Here is a 17,336-nt window from a genome sequence, read left to right as displayed (position 1 = left end):
GGGCCGCCTCCGACTTCGGCTCGCTCAGCTGACCCGGAGGTTCTCCCAGGCCCCCCAGGACGTGCTGTTGAGCTGGTCCGCGGCCGTGTGCAGGAACATCATCCGCACGCGGAACACCGCACCGCTCTGTGCCGTCAGCGGCAGCCGCACCAGCAGCGCGCCCGCGTTGTTCGGGTGCTCGCACGCGCTCGTGGACACCGCATGCCAGTAGCCGCCGTAGTAGCGCTGGACCTGGAGTTCGAGGCAGGCGCTCGGCAGGCTCGGGGAGAGCGTCGTGTAGAGCGAGGCCGCGGCGCCGCGGCGGTAGACCTGGTAGAGCTGCGAACCCTGCCACGAGGAACCGGAGTAGCCGTAGAGGCGCTCCGTGATCGCAGCCTCGGTCCATGCGGTGTGCCAGGCGACTGTCGCCGCGTACTCGTCGTCCCCGGCGAAGACTGCCGAGAAGACCGTGCTGCGGGTCAGGCGGTAGGCAGCGGTGAGGTTGCCGTGGCTGTCGACCGTGCCGGTCCCGACCAGGACCTTGCTCCCGCCCGCCGGCTGCGCGTAGATCGACACCGTCCGGTTCGTGTGGGTCGTGCCGAGATGCGCGGTCACCGTCGCGACCGCGTTCGGGTTGTAGACCCAGCCGTTGACGCCGAGGGACAGTGCGGTGGCAGTGGGCGTCACCTGGACGGTGGCGCTGGCAGTGCCGGCCTGACGGCCGGAGTCGCCGGGATACGTCACGGTGTACGCCGCGGGGCCGGCCACGGTGGGGGTGTCGGTGATCGCGAACGCACCGGTGGCTGACACCTGGGTGTCCGGGAGGGCGACGCCGCCCGGGTGGCTCTGGTCGGTGCGGGTGACGTGCACGACCGCGCCTGCGGGGTAGCTACCGGCCGTGAGTTGGCCGGGGATGTGGAGCTCTGTCCCACGTGCGGCGGTCGCGGGTGCCTTGAGCGTGACCGTCGTGGAGGGCAGCAGGGTGGAGGGCACGAAGAAGGTGTACGACGACGGAGAGAGGCTGAGGTCGCCGGAGGCGTTCACCGCGTCCGCATACAGCGTGTGGACGCCCCAGTTGAAGCTCATCGTCAGAGTGGCGGAGCCGTTGCCGTTGATGGGCAGGGACGGCGCACCGATACCCGGCTCCTGGTCGATCCCGTAGATGTAGTGATCGACTGGGGCGACCTGGCAGTCCGGGGAACCGGCCGTGGTGCAACCGCTCGGCAGAGGGGACGTACTGCCGCTGATGGTGAAGGTGGTGGTTTGCCCAGCGGCTTTGGTCGGTGCTCCTGGGGCGCCGACCGGCGGGAAGTCGGGATTGGTGATCGTCGGAGCGCTGGGGTTGCCGGAGTAGTACTTGAAGGAGCAGGTCTCCGTCGGTTCCGAGTATGCGGATCCGTTCCAGGTCTGCGCGTACCAGTCGTAGGTGTGCCCGCTCTTGAAGGCCAGCGGCGAAGTCATGGCGACGGTGGGCGTCGGCGACCAGGGGGCCAGGGTGTCTGCCTGCTGTGAGCCGTCGACGTCCCAGACGTGGACGTCCGCCTGGTACTCAATGCCGTTGACGGTCGACGCAGGCATGCCGATGGTGAAGACGTCGGAGTTCACCCATCCCACCGCGTCGCTGCCGCAGCCGTCGGCCCCCGCAGGAAGGGTCTGCGGGGTGGGCCCCGGAAGCGTGGGCGTCGGGATCGACGGGTCGATCGGCGTCTGCGCCGAAGCCGTGACGGCCGGCGCCCCCGCAAGCAGTGCACCGGTCAGCAACAGGGCCGTCCAGGCACGACGGCGTACAGCTTGTCTCACGTGTGTCCCCTCCGGTCGGCGAGAGCCGCCGACATCCCCAGCACCGCGATCACCGCAGGCGTGCGGACACTACCAGCGGGCTCGGACAACGGCTCGCGAAATTCCTGGTGGGCTCAGGAGACCTCAGGAGACCCGGCGGTAGCGGAAGTGGCCGCGGATGTGGAGGTTGAAGTAGCGGCCGAGGCTTTCCGCGTGGAGCAGGTCGTCGTGGACGGACGGCGGGACGGAGTCGTAGTCGTACACGGTCCCTGCGGCGAACTCCAGCTCCAGCAGCTGCCCCGACGGGTCGTAGCCGACCGCGCGGAGGCAGGAGGAGTCGACGCTGCTGCGGCGCATGCCTCCAGGATCGGTCCGCGGCTCTGCGCGCGCCCGCCGGGAGCAGGGACGGCAGGGACCGCGCGCCGGAATCCGGTCGCGGGGCGGGGCGGGGGCGTGCCAGCGTGGGCGGCATGACTGGGGTGAGTGGCGGGAGCGGCGGGCGAAGCGGGAGCGGTGGCGGAGGTGGGCGTGGCCCGGAGCGTCATCGGGGGGACGGCCGGTGGTTGGCGGGGTTCGCGGGGCGGCTGTACGTGGTGTGCCCGGGGTGTGGGGGACGGGCGGTGGTGCTGCCCAGGCCCGGGACGGCGGAGGTGAAGTACACGAGCGCACTGCTCTTCCTGCCGCGCCGGCTCTCGTGCGCCGCGTGCGGGGAGCACCGGAGTTGGCGGCCGGGCATGGAGGGCGCGGGCCTGCGCGGGGTGACGCCGGGTGGGACGGAGGACCCGTTCTTCGGGGAACCGCTCTGGCTGCAGACGCGCTGCGTCGGGCGGATCCTGTGGGCCTACAACGAGGCGCACGTCGACGAGTTGGCCGCCTTCGTCGGCGCGCGGCTGCGCGAGCGCGGGCCGACGCCGACCCTGGCGATGGTCTCGCGGCTGCCGCTGTGGATGAAGCGCGCCGACAACCGCGACGAGGTCCTGGCCGGACTCGACCGCCTGCGCGACCTGGCCGCGCCGGGTCGTGACCGCCCGGCGGACCGCTCGGACGCCGCCCACAACCACGCGACGCGTCCGCGCCCGCACCTGAGCCTGCTCTTCCGCGGCGGCGCGTATCCCGCCGATCCGGCCGAGTAGGCACTCCGAGTAGGCAATCTGAGTCGGCACTGCCCGTGCGGCGTGGCATGTCACGGTCCCGGGCCCTCGGCTGTCCTCCTGGTAGCAGCGGATGCGACGGGTGAAAGGCGTGGTGCGGATGAGCGGCGGCTTGGTCGTGGTGACCGGCGGGACCGGGGTGCTCGGGAGGGCCGTGGTCGAGCGGTTGGTGGAGCAGGGGCGGGAGGTGCGGGTGGTGAGCCGGCGGCCCGCGAGTGGAGGTGAGCGGCCGTACGGGTGGGCCGTCGCGGATCTGCGGAGCGGGAGCGGGGTCGCCGAGGCGCTGGCGGGCGCGGACGTGGTGGTGCACTGCGCGACCGCGTTCGGGCGCGGGCAGGAGGCGGCGCTGGCGCGGAACCTGGTGGCCGGGGCGCAAGCCGCCGGGGAGGGCGCAGCCCGGGCGCCGCACGTGATCTACGTGTCGATCGTCGGGATCGATCGGATCCCGTTCGGCTACTACAAGGGCAAGTTGGAGTCGGAGCGGGTGTTCGCCCGGTCCGGGCTGCCCTACACGATTCAGCGGGCGACGCAGTTCCACGACCTGGTACGGACGTTGTTCGCGGGGGCGGCCAAACTGCCGCTGGTTCCGGTGCCTTCGGTGCGGTTCCAGCCGATCGACGTGCGGGACGTGGCGGTTCGGCTGGCCGAGCTAGCCGCCGCCGAGCCGGCCTGTGGGCGGGCCCCGGACATCGGCGGCCCGGCCGTCCGGGAGGCGCGCGACCTGGCCCGTGCGTACCTCGCCGCGACCGGCCGCGAAGGCCGTCCGTTGCTGCCGCTCAGCCTCCCCGGCCGGGCCTTCGGCGCGCTGCGGGCAGGGGCCAATCTGGTGCCGGGTGAGCCGTACGGCCGGATCGGCTTCGAGGAGTACCTGGCCGGACTGCCCGCGCCGAAGCGGCTCGCCTACCGGAAGCAGTGAGTTGAGTGAGTTGACGGAAGTTCGCCGCTACTCCAGCACCAACCACGAGCGGTGCCACAGCAGCGCGCACTGCCGGTCGCAGCCCAGACCGGCCAGCGGCTCGCCCGCGCAGCGGACGCCGTCCAGCTGGTACCACTCGCCGACCTGGTACTGCCAGCGCGGCAGCGCCCGCGAGCGGACCTCGCGGAGGACGGGCAGGCGCAGGCCGACGAACCGTGCCATGGCCGTGTGGAAGGGGACGCCCAGCAGGGTGCCCGAGGTGTCCAGCGTCTGCTGGATCTCCTGCAGGCTGCGGACCGTGGCGTAGCGAGCGGGTTCCGGCCGGGGCGCGGGTGTCTGCGTCGGTTGGAGCCATTCGTCGCGGAAGAGCAGCGCGCAGCCCAGGCCGCAGCCGGCGTCGTCCGGGCCGGCACCCGCGCAGGTCGCGGCGCACAGCGTGACGGTGCGGGCGACGCGGCGCATCCGGTAGTGGTCGTCCATCATCCGCCGGACCACGTGCTCGACCTGGTAGGTGCCGCCGCAGAAACTCCACTGGCTGCCGGTGAACCAGAGGCCGCGCAGGCGGTCCGTCGCGTCCAGCGTGGTGCGGATCTCCTCCGCGCTGCGCACGGTGACCCAGTCGCCCACCGAGTAGCGCGACGGGGTGCCCTGGGTGGGGATGCCGGACAGGCGCATGCGCGCGTGCTCGCGGATCCGGCGCGTCGGGCGCAGCACGCCGAACGGCAGGTGGGCGTGGATCGGCAGGCCCTCGTACTGGCAACGCGCGGCCTGCAGCGGCAGTTGCGCGGTCGGGGCGGGGAGGTTGAGGTTGGGCATCGGGCGCGGAACTCCTCGTCGTTCCTCGTTCCTCGTCGCTCCTCGTCGGCGGAAACCGGAGAGGACACAGAGGAAGGTCCGGTCGCGGTGCCGATGGTAGGGCCGCCACGCCCGCGCAACGCCGTGGCCGGCGGGTACCTCACCCGCTCGTGTGAACTCCGACTACGTGCATTGACGTTGTCGGGGTTCTGCACCCGCTGTCACAGAACAGCCACAGGGCGCGGTCGTGTTCGAAGAAGCGGGTAGGACTCCTGGCATGACGCCACCCAAGGCACCCAAACCCCCTTTCGGCAGCGGGATCCGGTTATCCCCCGACGGCCAGCTGGAGGTGTCCCAGGGCTTCTCCACCTGGCGCACCCCGGCGGCCGGCGCAGTCGTCCAGACCGTCGACGCCACCGGCAAGCGCATGACCATCACGCGCATCGCCCTCGCCGGGCCGTTCGCGTTCGCGATGAAGAAGAAGACCGGCGACGTCCACGTCGTCGTCGCCAGCCCGACCGGTGACACCTGCACGATCAAGGTCAAGGCGAAGAAGGGCCCGGAGGTCATGGCCTGGGCGGTCGCCTTCAACGCATGGAGCGAGGCCGAAGCGGCGCGGTAGCCGTGGACGGGACGGCAACCCCTGACGAGACGTGCAGTCGGGTTGCCGTCCCGTCCCGCCTTACGCGACCGGTCGAGGTCGGCACCGCCGTCGCTGTCAGCGTGGCGGGATAGCGTACGGCCACAGTCCCTTTCGGGACGTCCGAGTCGTCCGGAGCGAGCAGGAGGCAGTCTTGACCGAGCGTTCCGAGCCCACCATCAAGGCGCGCAAGAACGGCCTCTACCCGGGCGTCAGCGCGGAGCTCGCCGACGGCATGCGGCAGGGGTGGGCCGACACCGAGCGGCATGACCTGGAGCCGCTCCCGCAGGTCGCGCACACCGCGCGCCGCCGCGCCGAGCTCTCCGCCCGGTTCCCGGGCGAGCTGCTGGTCGTTCCGTCCGGCAACCGCAAGGTCCGGGCCAACGACATGGACTACCCGTTCCGCCCCTCGACCGAGTACGCCTACCTGACCGGCGACCAGTCGGAGGACGCCGTGCTGGTGCTGACCCCGAGGGCACAGGGCGGCGGCCATGACGCCGTCGCGTACGTCCTGCCGCGTTCCGACCGTGACAGCGGCGAGTTCTGGCTCGACTACCACGGCGAGCTCTGGGACGGCCGTCGCAACAGCCTGACCGAGAACGAGCGCCTGCTCGGCCTCCCCTGCCGTGACGTCCGCATGCTCGGCACCGAGCTGTCCGAGGGGCTGTCCGACGAGCTCACCGCCGCCGACGGCCCTGCGGTCCGGGTGCTGCGCGGCCACGACGCGGGTGTCGAGGCCGCCCTGACGGAGCGGTCCGACGCCGGTCGGGACGAGGAGCTGCGCGTCTTCCTCGCCGAACAGCGGCTGGTCAAGGACGAGTTCGAGATAGCCGAGCTGCGGTCCGCGTGCGCGTCGACCGCCCGCGGCTTCGAGGCCGCGGTGCGCGCCCTGGAGCAGGCCGAGGTCACCTCCGAGCGCTACATCGAGGGCGTCTTCTACCTGCGCGCCCGCGTCGAGGGCAACGCGGTCGGCTACAACTCCATCTGCGCCGCAGGCCCGCACGCCACGGTGATGCACTGGGTGCGCAACGACGGACCGGTCCGCGCGGGCGAACTCCTGCTGCTGGACGCCGGGGTGGAGACGCGCCATCTCTACACGGCCGACGTGACCCGCACCCTGCCCGTCGACGGCCGGTTCACCGCGCTCCAGCGGACGATCTACGACGCCGTCCTCGCCGCCCAGGAGGCGGGCATCGCCGCGGTGAAGCCGGGCGCGGCCTACCGGGACTTCCACGACGCCGCACAGCGGGTGCTGGCCGAACACCTGGTCGCCTGGGGCCTGTTCGGCGACCGCTCGGTGGACGAGGTGGTCGCCCTCGGCCTCCAGCGCCGCTGGACCCTGGCCGGCACCGGCCACATGCTCGGCATGGACGTCCACGACTGCGCCGAGGCGCGTACCGAGTCCTACGTCGACGGCACGCTGGCGGCGGGCATGGTGCTCACCGTCGAGCCGGGCCTCTACTTCCAGCCCGACGACCTGACCGTCCCCGAGGAGTACCGCGGCATCGGCGTCCGCATCGAGGACGACATCCTGGTCACCCCGGACGGCAACGAGAACCTCTCCGCCGCGCTGCCCCGCGACGCCGACGCGATCGAGTCCTGGATGGCCGCCCTGCGCGGTTGAGTGAGGTGGGTGCGCTGCCACGGCACCCGGCAAGGTGCTTGTAGAGACGGCTGCCTGACACAAAGTCAGGCAGCCGTCCAAGCTGTCCAAGCGGCGGGCGAACCCGCAGGCTCAGCGCTTGGTCAGGTCCGGGCCGGCGAGGCCGCTCGGGCCCGCGCCGCCGGCGCCGGGGCCGCTCGCGACGCCCGCTCCACCGGCTCCGCCCGATCCGTTCGTGCCGGGGACGTCCACCGAGCCGATGTACTCCTGCGTCTCCTCCTTGGGGAGCCGGACCGCGCGGGCCCAGTAATAGATGACGAGGCTGAACAGCGCCACCGTCATGATGTCCCACCACAGCGGCAGTCGGTTGGTCGCGCCGCACGAGACGGTGTTGGCCGGGCCGGCGCTGCAGAATCCGCCCTGCCAGGAGATCACGCCCATGCCGAGCAAGTAGACCGGCAGCCACTGCGCGGACTTCCAGTCCAGGTGCGGTGTGTTCGGGTTCAGCTTGAACACGGCCGACACGCCCAGCAGCACGTAGCCGAGCAGGATGCCGATGCCCAGCCGCCACAGCGTGTCGAAGCCGGACCAGTAGATGATCAGGTTCGCCACGATGAACGCGATGGGCGACCAGAACCCGCCGGCGGGCAGCCGGTACGGACGCTGCCGGTCCGGGTCGGAGATCCGCAGCACGCCGAAGGCCAGCGGCGCGCCCGCGTACATCAGCACGCTCGCCGAGGTGATGAAGCCGACCAGCTTCTGCCAGGTCGGGAAGGGCAGGAAGACGATCAGGCCCATCACGAAGGCGAAGAGGAGGCCGAACCATGGCACACCACGCTTCGTGGTCTTCTCGAAGACCACCGGCACGTAGCCGTTGCGGGACAGCCCGTAGGAGACCCGGGAGGTCGCCGTCATGTAGATCAGGCCGGTACCGGACGGCGAGACCACGGCGTCGATGTAGAGGATCGTGGCCAGCCAGCCCAGGCCGACAGCCGTGGCCAGACCGGCGAACGGGCCCGCCTTTCCGGTGAAGGTCAGGTTGGCCCAGCCGTGGACGAACGCGCTGTGCGGCAGCGCGGCGATGAAGACCACCTGCAGCATGATGTAGATCGTCGCGCCGATGAGGATCGAACCGATCACCGCGATCGGGATGTTGCGTTTCGGGTTCTTTGCCTCACCGGCCAACTGATCCGCCTGCTCGAACCCGAGCAGGGCGAAGATGATGCCGCTGGTGCTCACGGCGGAGAGGACGCCCTTGGCGCCGAACGGCGAGAACCCCTGGTAGCCGAAGTTGCCGCCGTGCCAGTGGGTGGACGCGAGGACGACGATGGTGAGGACCGGAATGGCGATCTTCCACCAGGTGGCCGCCGAGTTGGTGTGGGCGAGGATCCGGATGCCCATCCAGTTCACGATGACGAAGAAGGCCATGAAGGCCACCGCCAGGGCGTATCCGCCGCCGGTCAGGTGGTTCTTGCCGGTCTGGATCCAGGACGCGTGGACACTGAGGTAGTTCAGTGCGGCCAGGACCTCGATCGGCGCCACGGTGACCGCCTGCAGCCAGGAGAACCAGCCGAAGGACGCGCCCGCCGCGGTGCCGAAGGCGTAGTGCGGAAAACGGCCGGTCCCGCCGGCCACGGGGTACGCCGCCCCGAGCTCCGCGTGGACGAAGGCCAGGATGATGATGGCGACGGCGCCGATGCCCCAGGACACCAACGCCGCTGTGCCGGCGGCCTGTGCGGCGAACAGTGCGCCGAAGAGCCATCCGGATCCGATGATGGACCCGACAGAGGTCCAGGTCAGGCCGATCAGCCCGATGTCACGTTTCAGTGCGTGCTGGGGCGCCCCCTTGGAAGGCGCAGTCGCGGTAGCCATACGGATTTCACCTTCGTTCCGACCGGGTCAGAGTCGGCGATACCGGTGATCTGGCGATCTGGTGATCCGTGCGATCGGGGCGCCCCGAGCGGGCCGAGGGAACGGGTCGCCACCGATATCGGCGCCTGGCAGCGACAACTGTGCACGTGACGTGTCCGGTGAGATGACAAGTCCTGTGACAAGTCCAGCATAGGAAGCAGAGGCCGAGTGCGCCGCCCGGACAGTGCCGGGATGGCCCCGGACGGCGTCCGGGCGCTGTCGGGGCGCCTGTCGGCGCACATCCGCGACCGATCGACGGGGAATACACCTCGCGCGGACGTTTTCCGTCGCCCGGACGCATTCAGCGGGCGCGAACAGCGCTAGGGTCTTGATCCGCGGCAACGTGCTACAAGCAGGAACGGCACGGGAACACCGGAAAGGAGCGCGCGAGGATGTCTGGCGACGAGGCCGTCATCGGCTGCACCGGACGACTGCTCATCGGCACCCGCGGCAGCGCCGGTCCGGGTGAGGTGCTGGTCCGGGTCCGCGGCGGTACCGAGGCCTTCATGGCCTGGTCGGAGGAGCCGCTGCCGGTCGGTGCCACGGTGCTGGTCATCGAGTCGCGCGGGGCGCGGCAGGTGGACGTGATCGAGTGGGCCGACCCGGACGAGGTCTGAGCGACCGGATCGGGGGGCGGCTCGGGCGGGAATTCCCGAAAGGACCAGGGAAACCGACGGAAACCAGGGGTAACCAGGGAATCCGCGGGAACCATGGGGCCACGGGGAACCCGCCACCACAGCTGTACGGGGCAAGAGCGGGACTTTTGCAGGGCAGTACAGCTGCACAACGGGGTTTTTCTTCTTCAGAGGAGACAAGAGAGATGTTCGGTTACCGCGTTCCGGCCCCCGACGAGGCGATGTTGATCTCCGGTGGCAGGCGTGGGCTCGGGGGAGCACCGTTCCGGGTCGTCACCGGCCACGGCAAGTTCGTGCTGCCGGTCTTCCGCAAGACCCGCTTTCTGACGCTGGCCATGTGCGAGTCCGAGGTCGCCGAGACCTGCGTGACCCGTCAGGGCATCGCGCTCACGGTTCGCGCCGTGATCGCGTTCAAGGTGGGCAACGACCACGAGTCGATCGTCAACGCAGGGCAGCGCTTCCTGTCCGACCAGGACCAGATGTCCGTGCTGACCGGTCGCATCTTCGCCGGTCACCTCCGCTCCATCATCGGCTCGATGACGGTCGAGGAGATTGTGACGGAGCGTCAGAAGCTGGCCACCGAGGTGCTGGAGACCTCGAAGGCCGAGATGGCCAAGATCGGCCTGATCGTGGACTCGCTGCAGATCCAGTCCATCGACGACGGCGACACCGGCTACATCGCGGCGATGTCCGCGCCGCACAAGGCCGCCATCCAGCGGGCGGCCCAGGTCGCCCAGGCCCAGGCCACCCAGGCCTCGGTCGAGGCCGAGCAGGCGGCGGCGCGGAACCAGGCCGAGTACGCGCGGCAGACCGCGGTCGTCAAGGCCCAGTACAACGCCGAGGTCGACCGGGCCCAGGCCCAGGCCGCGCAGGCCGGTCCGCTGGCCGCCGCGCACGCGCAGCAGGAGGTGCTGTCGGCGCAGACCGAGCTGGCGCAGCGTGCCGCCGAGCTGCGGCAGCAGCAGCTGGTCGCCGAGATCGTCAAGCCGGCCGAGGCCGAGGCCGAGCGGATCCGGGTGCTGGCGCTGGCCGAGGCCGAGCGGATGAAGATCCAGGCCGAGGCCGCCGCGTCGCACGACCGCGTCGCGCTGGACCGGATGCTGATCGACCAGCTGCCGCAGATCGTCAAGGAGGCCTCGGCCGGTCTCCAGGGCGCCAACGTCAACGTGCTGAACGGCGCCGACGGCCTGGGCGAGATCGCGGCCGGACTGGTCGGTCAGGGCCTGACCATCCTGGACTCGGTCCGCCGCAACCTGGGCAGCCCGAACGGCTCCGTCGAGGACCGCAAGCCCGGGCAGCAGCTGCGCAAGGAGCTGAACGGCGGTCAGATCGACGTCGACTGACGGGGATTGCAAGCAGGACCGGCGGCTGTTGCAGGGCTGTGACAGCCGCCGGACTGTTTGCTGACGAGTTCCGGGCACTCTCATCTCAGCCGCTCAAGCGCTCCCAGAACGATCAGAAACGCTTGGCGGGACCCACAGTTGAGACACCCGAAAGCTCCGGGGGGAGCCGTCATGCGTGCTCGTTCGACCATCGCTGCCGCAGCACTCGTCCTGTCCGTGACCGCCGGTGGTCTACTCACCGCGTGCGGGCCCAACAACAGCGGATCCGCGTCCGCGTCCTCGTCCAAGTCTCCGGCCCCGGTCGCGTCCGGGTCGGGTGCCGGTTCGGCGTCCGCCGCGCCCACGACGGGTGGCGGCAACTCCGGCGGCACGACGGGCGGTGGCTCGGGGGCGACGACGGCCTCCTGGAGCGGGCCCGGGACCGCCGGGCTGACCGTCAGCAACGGCACCAACCGCGTGCTGATCAACGGCTCCTGGGTCGACTTCGGCGTCGTGGTCAGGGACCTGGCCTGGTCGCCGGACGGCAGCAAGGCCGCGTTCGTCGACGGCAGCGGCAACCTCGACGTCGCCGACCCGGACGGCAGCCACCGCGTCACCGTCGCCCGCAACCCCGGCAACCAGGCCTGGTCGCACCCGACCTGGCAGGTCATCCCGGCGAGCAACCCGGACCACGTGCCCGCGCGCGACAACCTCTTCTTCGTCGCCGGATCCGGAGCGTCGAGCAAGCTGATGCAGGTCCCGGCCACCGCGGTCGACGGCACTCCCACAGCTCTCGGGCTCAACGGCGCACAGGGCTCGAACACCCCGCCGCCGCCCACGGCCGGCAACACCTGGATCAACGGCGGCTACCAGGGCGACTCCGTCTACGCCAACAGCGTCGACGGCGGCGTCTACCTCCGCGACGACTACCTGCGGCAGATGGGCTGGAAGCTCACCAACGGCTCCGAGCCGGCGATGATGTCCGGCCAGGCCGCAGAGGAGATCGTCTTCGTCCGCTCGGTCGCCGGGCACGACCACCTCTTCGAGGAGAGCGGCCAGAAGAGCAGCGTCCCGGTCGACCTGACGCCGAACGCCACCACCGACTACACCGAGCCGGCCATCTCCCCGGACGGGCAGTCGATCGCGGCCCGTACCCCGAGCGGCATCGAGATCCTCCCGCTCACCGGGACCGGCAGCGCCGCGCCCCGACTGGTCACGACGGCGACCGGCCTTCCGGCGTACCGTCCCTGACGATTCGTCAAGAACGTCGAACGTCAAGAACGTCAAGAACGTCAAGAACGGAGCTCAGCCTCCAGGGCCGCCAGGTGCGCGGTTGCGGCGTCGTCGTGGGGGAGGAACTCGACGACGTCGACAAAGCGGAAGAGCACCTGGGACTCCAGCACCGCGTACTCGAACTCGGCGAACCCGACCACGGCGCCGGTCGCGCCGCGCGCGGTGCCGCGGTCCAGCACGCGGCGGCGGGCCTGGGGGCGGGCCAGGTACGGGCAGACCATCGAGGCGTAGAGCATGCAGGCGCGGTGACCCGGACCTTCCCAGGTGGGCTGCAGGTTCCGGTACGGTCGCCCTGCGTCCAGCGCCGCGCCGATGGCCTCGGCCTCGCCCGCCCCGACGACCCGCCAGACCGGCCCGGTGGCCATGGCCGTGCCGCAGACGGAGCAGAGCCGCTCCCGCGCGCAGTCCGCGCTGCGCGCGTAGTCGGTCCGCGCGAACTGCGGCTCCCCGTCCTCGATCGGGGTGATCGCGGGCACGGGGTAGCCACGCGCGTCGCGCGGGCGCTCGGCGACGGTCGGGGGCTTGGGCACGGCATCGAATCGCACAGCCGGAACCTACCGCCTGCGGCGCGCCCGAGGCCCTTTCCGGCACGGCCGTTACGGTTCTGGTGAACTCGCGCCGACACGTTTTGCAACGGGGGTGAGTTGCAGTTCCCCGCGCCCCTGAGGTGGCAACTCCCCGCGGGAGCGTCCGTGACCCGTCGCGCCCACGCGGCGGAGCCGCAGATCAGCAGAGCCTCGCGCCCCTGGGTGAGTGCAACTAACTCGACGCGACCTCGTCGTACAGGCTCTGGGTCGCCGGGGTGAAGACGATGCTGTACGACGTGTCCGCGGTGTCACCGCCCTGCTCGTAGCCGCCGATGACGCCGATGATGCTGCCCGAGTCCGTCGCCGGGTCGTAGCCCGCCAGCCAGGCGCTGCCGCTGGTGCCGCCGGTGAAGGCCGTGCAGTAGACGGTGAGCTGCGTGCCGGAGAAGGCCGACGCCGAGCCCGTGCAGGTGATCGGCTCGTCCGTCGCCGACGGGTAGCCGCTGAGCTGGACCGTCGCGTTCGTCGTGCTCTCGGTCGAGAGCGTGTAGCCGCCGCCGACCACGGACTCCAGGCTGCGGCCGTTCTGGGAGGCGACGACCGCGAAGGCCACGTCGTCGTCCTGGTCGCCGTCGCCGGTCCAGCCGCTGCTCTCCACCACCTGCGTGATCGGCCAGGCGCCGTCCGGCGCGCCGCCGTCGCGGTAGTCGGGGACGAAGACCGCGCCGCCGCCGTTGCCGGCGGAGAGGCAGTGCGCGGCGGTGACGATCACGTCGCCGGAGGGGCTGTCGACGACGCTCGCGGTGCAGTGGTGGTTGCCGGGGGTGATCGAGGACGACGAGAAGATCGCGCCGACCTTCGCGGACTGCTGGGACGCGGACAGCACCTGCGACTGCCCGGACGCGGTCTCCGGCACGTCCGCCGTCGGGACCGCGGTCACCGTGGGGGCGGGCGTCGGGGTGGGGGTGTGCGTCGGCGCGGCCTTGGCAGCCGTCCTGGGAGACGGCTTCGTCTTGGCACCGGCCTTGGACGACGGCGATGTCGTCAACGACGTCGTATTCGCGACCGGGACCATCTGCGTCCCCGCCGCCGAAGCCGTCCCCTCCTGGGCGGAGGTGAAGCTGAGCGTCACCCCGGCGAGCAGCAGCCCGCTGCCGACCAGTGCCCCTGCGCCTGCACGGTAGCGATGGCCCACGCCACGCGTCGGACGTGAACCGCTGTGCAGGCCCATCGGTGTCCCTTCCGCCGGGTTTGTTCCGTTGCGGAGGTGACTGGCCGTTACGGGGGAACCGGAGGTGCCGAAGTCTGCTTCCGCATTCCGAGACTTCCCCTGCGAACTGAGACGTCCGTGGGAGCTACATGGGAGCTGGATGAGAAGCTCGCTGTACGGACCATGACCGGCACCGTCTGTTCGTACGCGGGCTGGATCACCGAACAAGGGAACGATGAATGAGCGGAGTGGTGACGACTGCCGCAGCAGGGCTGGCCGGTGCGTCCGGCTGGACCCAGCTGGGCGTCTGTGCGGCCGGTATCGGCGCAGGCATGATCAATACCGTGGTCGGCTCGGGAACGCTGATCACCTTCCCGGTGCTGCTCGCCGCCGGGCTGCCGCCGATCACGGCGAACGTGTCGAACACGCTCGGCCTGGTGCCGGGCTCGATCAGCGGCGCCATAGGTTACCGGCGCGAGCTCGCGGGCCAAGGCGGGCTGCTGCGGCGGCTCGGCTCGGCCGCGCTGCTCGGCGGCCTGACCGGGGCGACGCTGCTGGTGGAGCTGCCCGCCGGGGCCTTCACCGCGGCCGTGCCGGTGCTGATCGCCGCGGCGCTGGTGCTGGTGCTGGTGCAACCGCTGCTGGCCAAGCGGCTGGCGGCGCGGCAGAGCGACAAGCCGCGTCCGGAGTACGGCGGCCGGGCGCTGCTGGTCGGCGTCTTCCTGTGCGGGATCTACGGCGGCTACTTCGGCGCGGCGCAGGGCGTGCTGCTGCTCGGGCTGATGGGGCTGCTGCTGGACAAGGGGCTCCAGGAGATCAACGCGGTCAAGAACGTGCTGGCGCTGTTGATCAACGGGATCGCGGCGGTGTTCTTCCTGTTCAGCGCGCCGATCGACTGGCGGGCGGTGCTGCTGGTCGCGGTCGGCTCGGTGATCGGCGGGCAGTTGGGCGCGCTGGTCGGACGACGGCTGCCGCCGCCCGTGCTGCGCGGCGTGATCGTCGCGGTCGGACTGGTCGCCATCGGCCGGGTCGTGATCGGCTGACGTCGCGTCGGACCTGACGACCGCAGCCGGGCTGAACTCCGCTGAGCGGTACGGAGTTCAGCCTGGTTGCTTCATTCCGGCGGGGACGCCTTCATCCCAGCGGGGACGCGAACGCGGGGACGCGTGCCGACTGCGTTCCCAGCCCCGTCGGGCCGATCGGGACGGCGAGCGCGGTCGGTCCGGGCCGGTTCCGCAGCCCGGCCTCGCCCGTCTGGCCCGCCTCGCCGCCGCCGTACCGGGCGAGGAGCGCGCCCTCGCGGTAGCGGCCCGTCTCCGCGTGCCAGTGGTGGATCGCGGCCATCCAGTCCTCCAGCTCCCGCAGGAACCCGGTCACGGCCGCCAGTTCGTCCGTGCCGAGCCGCAGGTCCGCGCAGAGCACCGGGAGTTCCTCGGCGACCAGTTGCTGGTACTGCCGCAGCCGGGAGTCGACCAGGTCCGCGACGACGGCGACTGCCTGCGGGTAGTCGCAGTCGAAGAAGTTCTGCACCACCAGCACGGCGTTGTGCAGCTCGCCCTCGAACTCGATCTCCTTCTGGTAGGAGTGCAGGTCGTTGAGGAGGCAGCAGTAGTCGGCCGCCGCTCCCTCGATCGCGCGGACCGTGCCGCTCGCGTAGAAGGTCTTCGGCAGCAGGGCCGGCTTGCCGAGGCGCGTCAGCGCCATGGTCAGCGGCGTGCCGAAGGTGTCGCGGCGCATCTCGACGTAGTCGACCGGGTCGGGGATCCGGTGCAGCGCCTGGTTGTCGAGCTCCCAGAGCCAGCTGTCCAGCATCCCGGCGACCGCGTCGAAGACCGCCTGCCGCGCCTCCGGGCCGAGGTCGCCGACGGTGCGCTGCCACAGGTCGGCGAGTCCGCGTTCGACCGGCGTGGTGGGGTGACCGGGTGCGTCGCCGGGGTGCACCGGCATCAGCGTGCGCAGTCGCGCGTTGGCGAGCCGGGCGGCGGCGAGGTTGCCGGTGCGGCCGAAGACGAGCGGGTAGTAGTCGTCCGCGTAGGTGCCCCAGGCCAGCCACTGCGCGGCCAGGTCGACGTCGCCCGGGCTGCCCTCCGGGAGGATCCCGGCCGCGCAGAGGGTGAAGTCCATCTCCGCGAGCAACTGGTCGTCCCACAGGCCCTCGCCGTACATCCCCGTCTCCGCGCACCAGCGTTGGAGCCGCTCGCGGGCCCCGTCCAGATGCGGGTTCAGCGTCAGCGGGAACGGCGGTGCGAGGACCGGCACATGGGACGGCCCCACCCGCTGGTGCGGCACGTGGGTGAAGCTGCGGATCCGCTTGAGCCCCAGCCGGTTCGTCAGCGCCTTGACGTCGGCGGCCGACAGGCCGACGCCGGGCAGCAGCCCGCCGAGTCCGAGGGGGGGCCGGGCGGCGCCGTCCAGCGCGCCCTCGTTCATGTAGCGGGAGGAGCGCAGATGCCACTCGTGCCCGCCGGACTGCCAGTCCTGCAGGCCCTTCGCGTACGCGAGGACGGCGGCGACCTCGACCGGGTCGAGCCCCTCCGTTGCCACCAGCTCGGGCACTTCGGTCAGCGCGGTGTGCTCGAACTGGTGCAGCCGCGAGGTCAGCAGGTCGTTGACGGAGTCGGCCGCCTCCTGCGTGGAGCAGCCGAGGAAGGTCTCCAACACCAGGACGCCGTTGCTGAGTTCACCCTCGTCCTCGACCTCGCGCTGGTACGAGAAGAGGTCGTTGCGCAGGTGTACCGCGTCCGAGAAGGCGTCGCGCAGCACGCGCAGCGGCCTGCTGTGCGCGACACGCTCCGGCACCTCCGCCCGCGCGGCGAACTCCACCAGCCCGGCGGACCAGGGCGCGCCGCCGACCTTGCGGCGCATCTCGATGTACTCGACCGGGTTGGCGATCCGCCCGGCGTTGATGTTGGACAGTTCCCACAGCGACTCGTTGAGCAGATTCCGGGTGCTCTCCGCGAACCGCGCCCGCCAGCCGGGCGAGAGGTGCGGCACGGTCCGCCGCCACAGGTCGGCGAGGCCCGCCTCGACGGGATTGGTGGGCTCGGGGATCCCGTCAGCGAGGTCGAGCGGCATGAACGCCGGGAGGCGGTCGAGGTAGGCCTTGGCGCTCTCCCGGTCCTGCGTGCGTTTGAACAGCTCCAGGAAGTGGTCGTCGAAGAAGAAGACCCAGACGTACCAGTCGGTCACGGTGTCCAGGTCCTCGGCGGACGCGTCGGGGTGCGTGTACGCGCAGAGCAGCGCGTAGTCGTGCGAGTCCAGGTCCCGCTCGTCCCAGACGCCGGAGCCCTCCAGCATGCCCATCGACCGTGCCCACTCCTTGGTGTGGGCCCGCGCCCGCTCCAGGTGCGGATTCAGCCGCGCGGGGTGGGGGACGTAGAACTCGGGCAGGACGAAAGGCTGTTGCGCGTGCGCGCGCGTGGCAGAAGTCACGCGCTGGGACTACCCGGGCGGCAGCCCGGGGATTCTGCGACAGAACAAGTCATATCGTCAGATACGGACGTGGGGGGGGGGGGGGGGGGGCCCCCCCCCCCGGGGGGGGCCCCCCCCCCGGGGGTGAGAAAGCACAAAAAGAA

The 17,336-nt window shown here is 71.2% G+C and carries 15 protein-coding genes; 8 read left to right on the top strand and 7 right to left on the bottom strand.

The annotated features are described in order from the left end of the window. Positions 1–24 precede the first annotated feature (24 nt). Both I2501_RS22045 and I2501_RS22040 read right to left on the bottom strand, forming a co-directional pair. Positions 25–1,779, bottom strand: a complete 1,755-nt coding sequence (locus tag I2501_RS22045) for a hypothetical protein (protein ID WP_196195878.1) — start codon at positions 1,777–1,779, stop codon at positions 25–27. A 123-nt stretch (positions 1,780–1,902) separates the two neighbouring features. Next, positions 1,903–2,115 (bottom strand): KTSC domain-containing protein, encoded by a 213-nt coding sequence (locus I2501_RS22040; RefSeq protein ID WP_196195877.1) that lies wholly within the window; start codon positions 2,113–2,115, stop codon positions 1,903–1,905. Positions 2,116–2,408: 293 nt separating this feature from the next. Between I2501_RS22040 and I2501_RS22035 the strand changes: the two genes are divergently transcribed. Both I2501_RS22035 and I2501_RS22030 read left to right on the top strand, forming a co-directional pair. Beyond that, entirely contained in the window at positions 2,409–2,891 is a 483-nt protein-coding gene (locus tag I2501_RS22035; protein WP_236046890.1) for a hypothetical protein, read from the top strand. Positions 2,892–3,009: 118 nt separating this feature from the next. Continuing rightward, positions 3,010–3,825, top strand: a complete 816-nt coding sequence (locus I2501_RS22030) for an SDR family oxidoreductase (RefSeq protein WP_196195875.1) — start codon at positions 3,010–3,012, stop codon at positions 3,823–3,825. A gap of 27 nt (positions 3,826–3,852) precedes the next feature. Here I2501_RS22030 and I2501_RS22025 read toward each other — a convergent pair whose 3' ends face one another. Next, positions 3,853–4,641 (bottom strand): hypothetical protein, encoded by a 789-nt coding sequence (locus I2501_RS22025; protein ID WP_196195874.1) that lies wholly within the window; start codon positions 4,639–4,641, stop codon positions 3,853–3,855. A gap of 256 nt (positions 4,642–4,897) precedes the next feature. Between I2501_RS22025 and I2501_RS22020 the strand changes: the two genes are divergently transcribed. Further along, the gene (locus I2501_RS22020) at positions 4,898–5,242 is read left to right on the top strand and encodes a hypothetical protein (RefSeq protein WP_196195873.1); all 345 of its coding nucleotides are present in this window, start codon (positions 4,898–4,900) and stop codon (positions 5,240–5,242) included. 172 nt (positions 5,243–5,414) lie between these two features. Beyond that, entirely contained in the window at positions 5,415–6,884 is a 1,470-nt protein-coding gene (locus tag I2501_RS22015) for an aminopeptidase P family protein (RefSeq protein ID WP_236046888.1), read from the top strand. A 111-nt stretch (positions 6,885–6,995) separates the two neighbouring features. Here the strand turns inward: I2501_RS22015 and I2501_RS22010 are convergent, their stop codons facing one another. Then, on the bottom strand, positions 6,996–8,735 hold the full coding sequence (locus I2501_RS22010; RefSeq protein WP_196195872.1) for an APC family permease: 1,740 nt from the start codon (positions 8,733–8,735) through the stop codon (positions 6,996–6,998). A 431-nt stretch (positions 8,736–9,166) separates the two neighbouring features. Here I2501_RS22010 and I2501_RS22005 point away from each other — a divergent pair, with 431 nt between their 5' ends. The 3 genes from I2501_RS22005 (at position 9,167) to I2501_RS21995 (ending at position 11,982) form a co-directional block, all read left to right on the top strand. Further along, positions 9,167–9,391: a hypothetical protein gene (locus I2501_RS22005; RefSeq protein WP_196195871.1), complete on the top strand. Its 225-nt coding sequence runs from the start codon at positions 9,167–9,169 to the stop codon at positions 9,389–9,391. A 203-nt stretch (positions 9,392–9,594) separates the two neighbouring features. Next, positions 9,595–10,752 (top strand): SPFH domain-containing protein, encoded by a 1,158-nt coding sequence (locus tag I2501_RS22000; protein ID WP_196195870.1) that lies wholly within the window; start codon positions 9,595–9,597, stop codon positions 10,750–10,752. 171 nt (positions 10,753–10,923) lie between these two features. Beyond that, positions 10,924–11,982: a PD40 domain-containing protein gene (locus tag I2501_RS21995; RefSeq protein WP_196195869.1), complete on the top strand. Its 1,059-nt coding sequence runs from the start codon at positions 10,924–10,926 to the stop codon at positions 11,980–11,982. 41 nt (positions 11,983–12,023) lie between these two features. On the opposite strand, the gene I2501_RS21990 is transcribed toward I2501_RS21995, so the two are convergent. Together I2501_RS21990 and I2501_RS21985 are read right to left on the bottom strand one after the other, a co-directional pair. Next, positions 12,024–12,569, bottom strand: a complete 546-nt coding sequence (locus tag I2501_RS21990) for a hypothetical protein (protein WP_196195868.1) — start codon at positions 12,567–12,569, stop codon at positions 12,024–12,026. A 214-nt stretch (positions 12,570–12,783) separates the two neighbouring features. Continuing rightward, positions 12,784–13,746, bottom strand: coding sequence for a trypsin-like serine peptidase (locus I2501_RS21985; RefSeq protein WP_196195867.1), 963 nt, complete (start codon positions 13,744–13,746; stop codon positions 12,784–12,786). Between the two features lie 266 nt (positions 13,747–14,012). Between I2501_RS21985 and I2501_RS21980 the strand changes: the two genes are divergently transcribed. Beyond that, positions 14,013–14,804 carry a sulfite exporter TauE/SafE family protein gene (locus I2501_RS21980; protein ID WP_328806523.1) on the top strand — a complete coding sequence of 264 codons (792 nt, stop codon included), beginning with the start codon at positions 14,013–14,015 and terminating at the stop codon, positions 14,802–14,804. Positions 14,805–14,895: 91 nt separating this feature from the next. Here I2501_RS21980 and I2501_RS21975 read toward each other — a convergent pair whose 3' ends face one another. Then, positions 14,896–17,193 carry a terpene synthase family protein gene (locus tag I2501_RS21975; RefSeq protein WP_196195865.1) on the bottom strand — a complete coding sequence of 766 codons (2,298 nt, stop codon included), beginning with the start codon at positions 17,191–17,193 and terminating at the stop codon, positions 14,896–14,898. Positions 17,194–17,336 lie beyond the last annotated feature (143 nt).

Source organism: Streptacidiphilus fuscans, assembly GCF_015690355.1.
Classification (GTDB): domain Bacteria; phylum Actinomycetota; class Actinomycetes; order Streptomycetales; family Streptomycetaceae; genus Streptacidiphilus; species Streptacidiphilus fuscans.
Note: the sequence above shows the minus strand (reverse complement) of the source record. Positions and strands in the feature narration are given on the sequence as shown.

Coding starts and splice junctions, on each gene's coding strand:
- I2501_RS22040 (WP_196195877.1), bottom strand. CDS start 2,115: ATGCGCCGCAGCAGCGTCGACTCCTCCTGCCTCCGCGCGGTCGGCTAC.
- I2501_RS22030 (WP_196195875.1), top strand. CDS start 3,010: ATGAGCGGCGGCTTGGTCGTGGTGACCGGCGGGACCGGGGTGCTCGGG.
- I2501_RS22025 (WP_196195874.1), bottom strand. CDS start 4,641: ATGCCCAACCTCAACCTCCCCGCCCCGACCGCGCAACTGCCGCTGCAG.
- I2501_RS22020 (WP_196195873.1), top strand. CDS start 4,898: ATGACGCCACCCAAGGCACCCAAACCCCCTTTCGGCAGCGGGATCCGG.
- I2501_RS22010 (WP_196195872.1), bottom strand. CDS start 8,735: ATGGCTACCGCGACTGCGCCTTCCAAGGGGGCGCCCCAGCACGCACTG.
- I2501_RS22005 (WP_196195871.1), top strand. CDS start 9,167: ATGTCTGGCGACGAGGCCGTCATCGGCTGCACCGGACGACTGCTCATC.
- I2501_RS22000 (WP_196195870.1), top strand. CDS start 9,595: ATGTTCGGTTACCGCGTTCCGGCCCCCGACGAGGCGATGTTGATCTCC.
- I2501_RS21995 (WP_196195869.1), top strand. CDS start 10,924: ATGCGTGCTCGTTCGACCATCGCTGCCGCAGCACTCGTCCTGTCCGTG.